Source organism: Streptomyces albiflavescens (genome assembly GCF_014645835.1).
In the GTDB taxonomy this organism is placed as follows: Bacteria; Actinomycetota; Actinomycetes; order Streptomycetales; family Streptomycetaceae; genus Streptomyces; species Streptomyces albiflavescens.
Window position 1 is genome coordinate 40,148 of record NZ_BMMM01000013.1, and the last position, 11,238, is coordinate 51,385.

The 11,238-nt window shown below is 69.9% G+C and carries 9 protein-coding genes; 3 read left to right on the forward strand and 6 right to left on the reverse strand.

Annotated elements, in window-relative coordinates:
- The 5 genes from clpB to dnaK are packed head-to-tail and all read right to left on the reverse strand — an operon-like array spanning position 1 to position 6,439.
- Positions 1-2,640, reverse strand: a complete 2,640-nt coding sequence (gene clpB, locus IEY95_RS30930) for an ATP-dependent chaperone ClpB (RefSeq protein WP_189189465.1) — start codon at positions 2,638-2,640, stop codon at positions 1-3.
- Complete coding sequence (locus IEY95_RS30935) at positions 2,631-3,041, reverse strand: chaperone modulator CbpM (protein ID WP_189189466.1); 411 nt, start codon at positions 3,039-3,041, stop codon at positions 2,631-2,633. The genes clpB and IEY95_RS30935 overlap by 10 nt, the downstream gene beginning before the upstream one ends.
- The gene (locus tag IEY95_RS30940; RefSeq protein ID WP_189189467.1) at positions 3,038-4,000 is read right to left on the reverse strand and encodes a DnaJ C-terminal domain-containing protein; all 963 of its coding nucleotides are present in this window, start codon (positions 3,998-4,000) and stop codon (positions 3,038-3,040) included. Before IEY95_RS30940 ends, IEY95_RS30935 begins: the two co-directional genes overlap by 4 nt.
- A gap of 6 nt (positions 4,001-4,006) precedes the next feature.
- Positions 4,007-4,531 carry a nucleotide exchange factor GrpE gene (locus tag IEY95_RS30945; protein WP_189189468.1) on the reverse strand — a complete coding sequence of 175 codons (525 nt, stop codon included), beginning with the start codon at positions 4,529-4,531 and terminating at the stop codon, positions 4,007-4,009.
- A 9-nt stretch (positions 4,532-4,540) separates the two neighbouring features.
- Complete coding sequence (gene dnaK / locus IEY95_RS30950) at positions 4,541-6,439, reverse strand: molecular chaperone DnaK (protein WP_189189469.1); 1,899 nt, start codon at positions 6,437-6,439, stop codon at positions 4,541-4,543.
- A 475-nt stretch (positions 6,440-6,914) separates the two neighbouring features.
- Here dnaK and IEY95_RS30955 point away from each other — a divergent pair, with 475 nt between their 5' ends.
- Complete coding sequence (locus tag IEY95_RS30955; RefSeq protein WP_189189470.1) at positions 6,915-8,744, forward strand: PucR family transcriptional regulator; 1,830 nt, start codon at positions 6,915-6,917, stop codon at positions 8,742-8,744.
- Between the two features lie 47 nt (positions 8,745-8,791).
- Here the strand turns inward: IEY95_RS30955 and IEY95_RS30960 are convergent, their stop codons facing one another.
- Positions 8,792-9,505 carry an AAA family ATPase gene (locus tag IEY95_RS30960; RefSeq protein WP_189189471.1) on the reverse strand — a complete coding sequence of 238 codons (714 nt, stop codon included), beginning with the start codon at positions 9,503-9,505 and terminating at the stop codon, positions 8,792-8,794.
- Positions 9,506-9,670: 165 nt separating this feature from the next.
- Between IEY95_RS30960 and IEY95_RS30965 the strand changes: the two genes are divergently transcribed.
- Positions 9,671-10,519 (forward strand): SMP-30/gluconolactonase/LRE family protein, encoded by an 849-nt coding sequence (locus tag IEY95_RS30965; RefSeq protein ID WP_229703486.1) that lies wholly within the window; start codon positions 9,671-9,673, stop codon positions 10,517-10,519.
- 365 nt (positions 10,520-10,884) lie between these two features.
- Positions 10,885-11,145, forward strand: a complete 261-nt coding sequence (locus IEY95_RS50425) for a hypothetical protein (protein ID WP_189189472.1) — start codon at positions 10,885-10,887, stop codon at positions 11,143-11,145.
- Positions 11,146-11,238 lie beyond the last annotated feature (93 nt).

The window sequence follows — 11,238 nt, forward strand, 5'->3', positions numbered from 1 at the left end:
TCACGCGGCCTTCTGAACGTCCGGCCGGGCCGACTCGGCGTATGTGACGACCAGTTCGCCGTTCTGCGCGTCCACGCGGATCGTCGAGTCGTCCTGCACGTCGCCGCGGATCAGAGCCCGTCCGACGAGCGTCTCGACCTCGTGGGAGATGTAGCGGCGCAGCGGCCGCGCCCCGTACACGGGGTCGAAGCCCTGCTGGGCGATGAGTTCGCGGGCAGGTTCGGTGAGATCGACGGTGATCTGCCGTTCGGCCAGCCGCGTGCGCAGGTTGTTGAACTGCAGATCCACGATGCGCTCGATCTGGCTCAGGCCCAGCGGCTTGAACAGCACGATGTCGTCGACGCGGTTGAGGAACTCGGGCCGGAAGTGGCTCTGCAGCTCGCTCATCACCAGGGAGCGCGCGTCGGGCTTGATCTCGCCGTCGGCGGTCACCCCGTCGAGCAGGTGCGCCGAGCCGATGTTGGAGGTCATGATGATCACGGTGTTGCGGAAGTCGACGGTCCGGCCCTGCGAGTCGGTGATCCGGCCGTCGTCGAGGATCTGCAGCAAGGTGTTGAACACATCGGGGTGGGCCTTCTCGATCTCGTCGAACAGGACCACGGAGTACGGCTTGCGGCGCACCGCCTCGGTGAGCTGGCCGCCCTCCTCGTAACCGACGTACCCGGGTGGTGCTCCGACCAGCCTGCTGACCGTGTGCCGTTCCTGGTACTCGCTCATGTCCAGCCGGATCATGTTCTCCTCGGAGTCGAAGAGCGCCGCTGCGAGCGTCTTGGCCAGCTCGGTCTTTCCGACACCGGTGGGGCCGAGGAAGATGAACGAACCGATCGGCCGACGCGGATCGCGGATGCCGGAGCGGGCCCGGATGATGGCGTCGGTGACCAGCTTGACCGCCTCGCCCTGGCCGACCACACGCTCGCTGAGGATCTCGTCGAGACGGAGCAGCTTCTCGCGCTCGCCCTCTTGGAGGCGGGTGACCGGGATCCCGGTCCAGGCCGCGACGATCTCGGCGATCTCGTCCTCGGTCACGGCCTCCCGCAGCAGCCGGTTCTCGCCCTGCTTGGTGTCCAGCCGCTCCTCTTCGGCCGCCAGCCGGCGTTCTACTTCGGTGAGCCTGCCGTAGCGCAGCTCCGCGGCACGGTTGAGGTCGTAGGCGCGTTCCGCCTCCTCCGCCTCCTGCCGTACCTGCTCCAGCTCCTGACGCAGATCCTGCACCCGGCGGATGGCCTGGCGTTCGGCCTCCCACTGGGCGCGCATGGCGTCGGCCTCGGCACGCAGGTCGGCCAGCTCGCGGCGCAGCTCATCGAGTCGCTTGGCGCTGGCGGCGTCCGTCTCCATGGCCAGTGCCGCATCCTCGATCTCCAGGCGGGTCACCCGGCGGGTGATCTCGTCGAGTTCGGCCGGCATGGAGTCGATCTCGGTACGCAGCCGCGCGCATGCCTCGTCGACGAGGTCGATGGCCTTGTCCGGCAGGAACCGGTCGGTGATGTAGCGGTGGCTGAGGGTCGCCGCAGCCACCAGCGCGGTGTCCTGGATCTTCACTCCGTGGAAGATCTCCAGGCGTTCGCGCAGCCCGCGCAGGATGGAAACGGTGTCCTCCACGCTCGGTTCGTCCACCAGGACCTGCTGGAAGCGGCGTTCGAGGGCGGCGTCGGACTCGACGTACTTGCGGTACTCCTCCATCGTGGTGGCGCCGATCATGTGCAGCTCGCCGCGCGCCAGCATCGGCTTGAGCATGTTCCCCGCGTCCATCGCGCCCTCGGCGCCGCCCGCGCCGACAACCGTGTGCAGTTCGTCGACGAAGAGCAGGATGCGCCCCCCGCCCGCCTTGACCTCGCTCAGCACGGCCTGCAGGCGCTCCTCGAATTCCCCTCGGTACTTGGCGCCCGCCACCAGCGAACTCAAGTCGAGCGAGAAGATCGTGCGATCACGCAGCCCGTCGGGCACGTCACCCCGCACGATGCGCTGGGCGAGACCTTCCACGATGGCGGTCTTGCCGACGCCCGGGTCACCGATGAGCACCGGGTTGTTCTTGGTCTTGCGGCTGAGGATCTGGATCACGCGGCGGATCTCCGCGTCCCGGCCGATCACCGGGTCCATCTTGCCGCTGCGTGCCTCCGCGACAAGGTCACGGCCGTACTTCTCCAATGCCTCGTACGACGCTTCGGGCGTCGCCGAGGTGACGCGCTGGTTGCCGCGGATGCGGGTCAGCGCCGACAGGAACGCGTCCTTGGTGACGCCGTGCTCCTTGAGCAGGCGTCCTGCGGACGTCCGGGACCCCTCGTCTGCGAGCGCCAGCACCAGGTGCTCGACGGACACGTACTCGTCCTTGAGCCGCTTGGCCTCCTGCTCGGCGGAGTCCAGCACCTGCGCCAGCCGCTGAGTGATGTACACCTGCCCCGGGGTGGCGCCGGGGCCCGTCACCTTGGGCCTGCGGCCCAACTCGGCGGTCAGCGCCGTGCGCAGGGCCCGGGTGTCGGCGCCCGCCTGGTCGATCAGCCGCGGTATCAGACCGTCCGGCTGGTCGAGGAGCCCGAGCAGCAGATGCTCGCCGTCGACCTCGGTCTGGTTCAGTCGGCCGGCGATGGTCTGTGCTTCCTGCAGCGCTTCCTGGGACTTCTGGGTGAGCCGGTTCATATCCACGATTCATCACTCCTCGACGAGCCGGCGTTGCTGCGCCTCAGCGCGTCCTCCAACTCACTGATCCGGTCGAGCAGATCGAGCACCAGACCCATGGAGGCGTAGTTGAGGGGGAGCGCGGCCCGTAGACGTTGGATGCGGGCGAGGGTGGCGAGAGCGGACGGCTCGAACCACAGCCGCCCGCCGGCGTCCCGGGTGGCGTCGACGAGGCCGAGGGCGACGAACCGTCGAACGAGATCCGGATGGAGTCCGGAGTCCCGGGCGACGGCGTCGAGACCGAGCCGTCGGTCCGGCACGAGAGTGGTGGTCCGGGTGGTACGGACAAGGACGTTGATGGCCGGCCGGGAGGCCGGGGTGGTGGGCGGCCGACGGCTCTCGCCGCCAGGACGGGGGGCGGTGGTCATCGGGGCCTCCTCGGGTCGAAGGCGGACACGGCGGTCAGCTCCTCGAAGAGCTCACGCTCGCGGGCGGTCGGCTCGGGCGGCACCATGATGCGGACCTCCGCGTACAGGTCGCCGTCCTTGCCACGTGGGTTGGGCATGCCCTCGCCGCGCAGCCGCAGCCGACGGCCGCTGGACGAGCCCGCGGGGACCGAGACCTTGGCCGTGCCGCCGGGGGTGGGCACCGGCACGGTCGCGCCGAGCGCTGCCTCCCAGGGCGTCACCGGGAGGACGACGTGGATGTCGCGGCCCTCCAGCCGGAACCGCCCGTCGGGCTTGATCCGCACCCGCAGATACAGATCGCCCGACGGGGCGTCTCCACTGCCCCTGCCGCCCTCTCCGGCCAGCCGGATGCGCTGCCCGTCGACCACACCACGCGGGATGGTGACGTCGTAGGTGCGCTGCCCGTTCGGGCCGCCCAAGGTGATGCCGCGCTTGCCGCCCCGGTACGCCTCCTCGACACCGAGCTGGATCTCGGCCTCCTGGTCGGCGCCCGGCACCGGGCCCCAGCCGCCCCCGCCGCCGCGTCCGAAGATCCCGCCGAACAGGTCCTCGAAGTCGACGCCGGAGCCGTCGAAGTCGACGCCGTCGGCCGTACGGAAGCGCACCCTGCTGCCTCGTCCGCCAGCCCCTCCGACTCCCGCGCCCCAGCCGCCACGGGCACCCGCCGCCGCGGCCACCCGCTCGTCGTAGTCCTCCGGGATCTGCCGGAAGTTCTCACCGAAACGGTCGTAGCGCTGCCTTGTCCTGGGGTCCGACAGCACGCTGTACGCGTCGTTGATCTCCTTGAAGCTCTCCTCGGCCCCCGGATCCTTGTTGATGTCGGGGTGGTGCTTGCGCGCCAGCTTGCGGAAGGCCTGCTGGATCTCCTCGGAGTTCGCGTCGCGCGACACTCCGAGCACGTCGTAGTAGTCGCGTGCCATGAGGTGTCACTCCTGCCGCTTGCTGACCACGACGAACGCGGGGCGCAGCTGCTTCCCGTCCGCGCCGTAGCCCGGACTCACCACCTGGGCCACCGTGTTCGGCTCGGCATCGGGGTTGTCGACCACGCCGACGACCTCGTGCCGGGTCGGGTCGAAGGGCACTCCGGTCTCCTCGTAGCGGGCGTATCCGAGGCCGCGCAGCACCTCGACGGCTTGGTCGCGCACGGCTTCGACACCCTTCAGCACGGCGCTGGGGTCGGAGTCGGCGTGGGCCAGGGCCCGTTCCAGGTTGTCGAGGACGGGCAGCCAGGCGGCCGCCGTGCGGGCCCGCTCTTCACCGCGCACACGTTCCAGCTCCTTCGCATGGCGCTTGCGGAGGTTGTCCAGGTCGGCGAGCGTCCTGTGCCAGCGGTCCCGCAGTTCCTCGAGGGCCGCGGCCTGCTCGTCCGCCTCCGGTTGTGCGGTGGCCGGTGAGGTCTCGACCGGCTCCTGCTGCTCCGGGGGCGTCATCGGCTCCTGCCCAGTGGCCATGACGACACCTCAGCTCTTGTCGAATTCCGCGTCGATCACGTCGTCGTCGGAACCCGCGGTGGTGCTCGCGGTCTCCTGCGCCCCGGTAGCAGGCTGTTCGGCGGCCCCCGCACCCGCCTGATGCGCGGCGAGCGCGGCCAGCATCTGCTGCAGCTCGGAGGCGAGCGGCTTGGCCTTGTCCGGCGGCGCCTCCTGCTTGACCGCCTCCCGCGCGTCGGCCACGAGCATGTCCGCGCGGGCCCGCTCGTGCGAGGGGACGGCGTCGCCCAGCTCGCCCAGCCGGCGTTCGACCTGGTAGGCCACGGCGTCGAGCTCGTTGCGGGCGTCCACGGCCTCGCGCAGTGCCTGGTCCTCGCCACGGTGGCGTTCGGCCTCCTGGATCATCCGGTCGACCTCGCCCTGGTCGAGGTTGGAGCCCTCGCTGATGGTGATGGACTGCTCCTTGCCGGTGTCCTTGTCCCGTGCGGTGACGTTCAGGATGCCGTTGGCGTCGATGTCGAAGGTGACCTCGACCTGTGGCTCACCGCGCGGTGCCGGGCGGATGTCCTTCAGCTGGAACCTGCCCAGGACCCGGTTGTCGGCGGCCAGTTCACGCTCGCCCTGTAGGGCGACGACGTCCACGGCCTCCTGGTTGTCCTCCGCGGTGGAGAAGGTCTCCGAGCGGCGGACCGGGATCGTGGTGTTGCGTTCGATGATCTTCGTCATGACGCCACCGCGGGTCTCCACGCCCAGCGACAGCGGTGTCACGTCGAGCAGCAGGACGTCCTTGACCTCGCCCTTGAGCACACCCGCCTGGATCGCGGCGCCCAGCGCCACGACCTCGTCCGGGTTGACGCTCATGTTCGGGTCCTTGCCGCCGGTCAGCCGGCGGACCAGGTTCTGCACGGCCGGTATGCGGGTGGAGCCGCCCACGAGGATGACCTCGTCGATGTCGCTCTCACTGACCTTGGCGTCGGTCATCGCCTGCTTGACCGGCTCCATGGTCCGTTCCACCAGATCTGCGGTGATCTTGTCGAACGTGGACCGCATGATCGTCTCGGTCAAATGCTTGGGTCCGGCGGCGTCCGCGGTGATGAACGGCAGGCTGACCTGCGTCTGCGTGACCGAACTCAGCTCGGTCTTGGCCTTCTCCGCGGCCTCGAAGAGCCGCTGCAGCGCCTGCGGGTCCTTGCGCAGATCGATGCCGTTCTCCTTCTGGAAGTCGTCGGCCAGCAGATCGACGAGCCGCCGGTCGAAGTCGTCCCCGCCGAGGTGGCTGTCGCCCGCCGTGGAGCGCACTTCCACCACCCCGTCGCCCACGTCGAGGATGCTCACATCGAAGGTGCCGCCGCCGAGGTCGAAGACCAGCACCGTCTCGTGCCGCTTCTTGTCCATGCCGTACGCGAGAGCCGCCGCCGTCGGCTCGTTGATGATCCGGAGCACCTCGAGCCCCGCGATACGGCCGGCGTCCTTGGTCGCCTGGCGCTGTGCGTCGTTGAAGTACGCCGGCACGGTGATGACGGCCTCGGTGACCCGCTCGCCGAGCTGCTTGCCCGCGTCGTCGGCAAGCTTGCGCAGCACCTGAGCGCTGATCTCCTCGGGCGCGTACAGCTTGTCGCGCACCTTGAAGCGGGCGACGCCGCCCTCGCCCTCGACGACGTCGTACGCCACCGCCTTGGCCTCGTCCGATATCTCGTCGTAGTGCCGGCCGATGAACCGCTTGGCCGAGTAGATGGTGCCCTTGGGGTTGAGGATCGCCTGGCGCCTGGCCAACTGGCCCACCAGACGTTCTCCGCCTTCGGTGAAGGCGACGATGGAGGGCGTCGTACGCGAGCCTTCGGCGTTCGGGACGACGGTCGCTTCACCGCCCTCCCACACGGCGATCACGGAGTTGGTGGTGCCCAGATCGATTCCGACTGCCTTGGCCATGAGGAACTCCTTCGCCTGCCACCCAGGCATCCACCCGCACCCGGTGGTGGCGGCTGTGTTCAGGTGAGGGGGCCGTGTCGTCGGCGCGCTCCCGCAGAGCCTTCGGCGCTCTCGCCGTCGGCGCGCTGAGAGGCCCGATGCGAACTCGGATTCGTGGTTCGTCGCTCCTGTCTCCATCAGCCTGGTACAGGACCAAGGGGGACGCTTGCTCCCGACGGGGCCAAATTCCACCCGCGACTCAGCCTCGGAGCACAGCGGAGCGGGGGGCGCGACTCGGCTGGGCCGGGCCGGCGCACATCGCACAGGGGACCGGTTCGCGGAGACACCGACGGCGCGTCGCCCGACCGGAGAACGCCGGCGGCGCTCGGCCGCGGGGCCTGGCCCCGGGCACACGGGACATTCGGCCAGGAAGTGATCACCGCTCCGGCAATCGACTCGGCAAGCGGCCGAATGGTGCAAAAGTTAATATTGCCCCATGCCTGGCAAGGCGGACGACGTCACAGGTGCCGCGTACCAGAGCTACGAACCGGGTGGGCTCTACAACCAGGCGCCGACCACGGCCCCGGCCACCTGGGGGCGTCGGCAGCTGGCGAGTCTGTACAACCTCTTCGCGCTTGCCATGACCATGTTCGACGGACGTTCGGGGGAGGACATCCTCCAGCTGGCCATGGACGAGGTGCCGCTCCTCGGGGGCTGCCGGCCGGAAGCCTGTTATCTGCTCCGCGACGGACACTTCGCCCTTGCGGCCACCCCGAACACGGAGTCCATCGACAGTGGCCCGCGGCGGGACATGCCCGAACCGGCCGACCAGCTGGCTGCCCTCGCCGGCGAGGACGGCGCCGTCAAGTTCGCGGAGGGCGGCTGGGGATGGGCGGCAGGCCTGCGGTGTGCCGACCAACTCCTCGGCTACCTCGTCGTCAGCGCCCCGAAGCCACCGCCCGACGACGAACACTTCCTCCTGTACGCCCTTGCCCGGCCGACCGGTGCCGCGCTCTCCAATGCCGACGCGCGCCGCCGCGACCGCGAGTACGCCCGGCAGCTGTTCCGGGCCATCGAGGACCGGGACGCGGTCAATGAACGGCTCACCGCGCTCGTGGCGGAGCTGGAGGGACAGCGCACGGTGCATGACGTCCTCAACCGGACGTACATCGCCGACGAGGGAGAGGCGGGCATCGCCGACGCCGTGTACGAACTGACCGGCCTGCCCACCCGCATCGAGGACCGCTTCGGGAACCTGGTCGCCTCGGCCGGGCCCGGATCCGCCGAGGCCGGTGACAAGCCCGATCCGTCGCGGCGGGAGCGGCTCATACAGGACGCGCTGCGCGATGTGACCCCCGTCCGCCGTGACGGTCGGCTCGTCGGGCTGGCCCGCCATCACGGCGAAGTCCTCGGAGCCATCGCACTCATCGACCCCGCCGACAGGGCGGGCGCGGCCGACGAGTTCGCCCTCGGACACGCATGCACGGCCCTGGCCCTCGAATTGGCCCACCGCCGCAGTCTGGCGGAGGTCGAGCTGCGGTTGCGCCGGGAGCTGGTGGACGACCTCCTGACCGGCGCCGACGAGGGCGGCGCGTACGCCAGGGCGGCAGCGGTCGGCCACGATCTGCACGGACCGCAGCATGTCGTCGTCGCCCAGTGGCAGGGAACGGTCGCCGACGACCGGTTCATGGGAGCGGTGGGCCGTGCCGCGCAGGGACTGGGCCTCAGGTCACTGCTCGCCCGGCGTGCGGACATGGCGGTGCTCGTGGTGCAGGGCAAGCCGCGCGACGCGGGGCTGTACGAGGCCGTGGGTGAGGAGTTGGGCTCTCATCGGGGCGCCGTGGGCATCGGCAGCGTGTGCGAGACCATGGCCGACATTCCCCACTCCTACGACAAGGCCGTCCGCGCGCTGAACGTACGAGGCCAGTCGCACCCCCCGCACGGCACCACCGCCTACGAGGAGCTGGGCCTCTACCGCATCCTCGACCGAGGAAACGACTCCCACGACGTGCAGCTGTTCGTCCGTGAGTGGCTCGGCCCGCTCCTCGACTACGACCACGCCCACCACAGCGACCTGGTGCTCACCCTCACCCAGTACTTCGACCACGGCGGCAACTACGACGAGACGGCACACGCCCTCGCCGTCCACCGCAGCACGCTGCGCTACCGGTTGCAGCGCATCCGCGAGGTCAGCGGCCGGCGGCTCGACGACGTGGACAGCCGGTTCAACCTTCAAGTGGCCACGCGGATCTGGAAGGTGAGCGGCACCGCGGCGGATGCCGCCTCGCATACGGATGTGCGTCCGCGCGACGGATCACGGGGGTGACGGGTACCTACCCGGCGCCCCTGACCACGGCGACACCGCCGCCGCGCCTACGACTCGTCGACGATGTGCCGCAGGTAGGCGTGCGGGTCGGCGAGATAGCGGCGCCAGTGGTCCACGACGCCGAGCTCCCGCCAGGCGACCCTGCGCATTCCGTGCTCGCCGACCTCGACGATGTCCGCGCCCGGCAGGGCGGTCAGCAGGGGGGAGTGCGTGGCGCAGATGATCTGGCCGCCCTCCTTGGCCAACCGGTCGATGTGTCCGACCAGTTCGAGACACGAGGAGAACGAGAGTGCCGCCTCCGGCTCGTCCAGGACATAGAGCCCCGCGTGCTGGAACTTCCCGCGGAACGCCGCGAGAAAGCCCTCGCCATGGCTGACCGAGTCCGGCGACAACCCCTCTCGGCCCAGGGCATCCAAGGCCGTCTCGGCCCGCAGGAAGAAGCCCTTGCGGGCCGACCAGCTCGTGACCATACGACGTCCGCGCGGGGCCGCGTCGAACCTCATCCGCTCGCCGAGTACCGATTTGCCCCGAGGGGACGCGTACCGCCAGTCGTGGGAGCCGCCGTAGGAGTCGAGGCCGAACGCCTCCGCCAGCGCTTCGACCAGGGTCGACTTCCCCGAACCGTTCTCGCCGACCAGAAAGGTCACCGGCACGGTGAAGCGCAGCCCTTCGTCGAGCAGCTGCCGGACGCAGGGCACCGACCAGGGCCAGGTGTCCTGGTCGTACGAGGACCGGTGGGCGTACGCGCGTTCGACAATCACCCGACCAGTGTCACCCGGGGCCGCGGAGAACGTACAAAAACGGCCCGGTGATCACGACGTCGTGCGGGAACCTCACCCGGGTGCAGGGCCCTGTCGATTCGGCCGGTGGCCGTTCGTTCAGTGGGTGAGACGTCGGCGTCGTGCCGGCGCCGGACGAGGGCTGTGATGAGGATGAACGAGGTACGGACCCTGCTCGGCGGACGGGGACTGGTCGAGTCGCCGCGCTGGCACGGTGACCGGTTGTACTTCTCCGACTGGTCGGTCGGCGAGGTCGTCGCGGTCGATCCGGCCGGTCGCAGCGAGGTGATCGCACGCGTGGCATCGCTGCCGCTGTGCACCGCCTGGCTGCCCGACGGACGGATGGTGATTGTCTCGTCGGCGGACGGGAAACTGTTGCGCCGGGAAGGCGACGGATCGCTGGGCACCTGTGCGGACCTGGGCAGGCCGGGCTGGAACGACATCGTGATCGACGGCCGCGGGAACATCTACGTCAATCGCGGCGACTTCGACCCGATGGCGGGGGAGGCCTTCAAACCGGGCTCGGTCTCGCTGGTCACACAGGACGGCTCGGTGCGCGAAGTGGCCGACGACATCGCGTTCCCCAACGGGATGGCGGTGACGCCCGACAACTCCACGCTGATCGTGGCGGATTCGTACCGGCACAGCCTGCTGGCCTTCGACATCGGCGCGGACGGCGGGCTGTCCGGCCGGCGGGTCTGGGCCGACCTCGGCGAGGGGACCCCGGACGGCATCTGCGTCGACGCGCAGAACGCCGTCTGGTACGCCGATGTGCCGGGCCGGTGCTGTGTGCGCGTCGCGGAGGGCGGCGCGGTGCTGGACAGGGTCGACCTGGACCGAGGCGGCTTCGCCTGCGCGCTGGGCGGCCCCGACGGAACGACTCTGTTCATCGTGGCCGCCGGGTGGCAGGGGATGACGGCGTCCGAGCTGGTGACACCCGGCTCCGGACAGGTGCTCGCCACCGAGGTCGAGGTACCGGGGGCCGGCTGGCCGTGAGGCCGGCGATCACTCCTCCGATGGCCCGGCGGGCTGGCGTACTTCCAGAACGATCGCGGTGCTGGCCACCGTCCGGTCCTCATGCATGGTGATCCGGCGGCCCGGTCAAGATGCCGCCACCCGGAGGGCACGAGGGGCACGAGCCGCACCCGGCACCGTCCACCGGGCTCGAGGAAGGGCACGTCCTCGAGCCACAGCGCCGCGATGTTGACCGACCGGTCGCCGGTAGCCGTTCTGTGCCCGATGTCCCACATCGGTCGCAGAACTCCGGTCCCGTCGAGGGGAGTTGTACGGCGGCCGTCTCCGGCCGGGCGGAGCGTCAGGTCCGCGCGGATCATGCCGTTGCGGATTTCGGAGCAGCGCCAGTGGCACCAGGCCGCGCTCCGTTCCATGCACAGCTGCTCGGCGGCGTCGCCGAGGGTCTCCCAGAACGTCAAAGGGAGCGGCCCGGCGTCCCCGAACTCCTCCAACAGGCCGAGCGCGGTCTCCCACTCGTCGGCGACGAGGTACTCCCAGACGTCGCGCACCGTGATGTCGTTCTCGGTGGCGGTCTTCTGGGGGACCAGGAGGCCGGCCGCTTCGAGTATTTCGGGCACGTGCATGCGCTGATTGTGGACCACCTCTAGGGATAACCCTCGAATAATCGCAAGGGCATGTCATGCATCGGTCAACGATGCGACTCTTCCCCCACCAGTCCCGCAGGTCGCGCTCCACCTGTC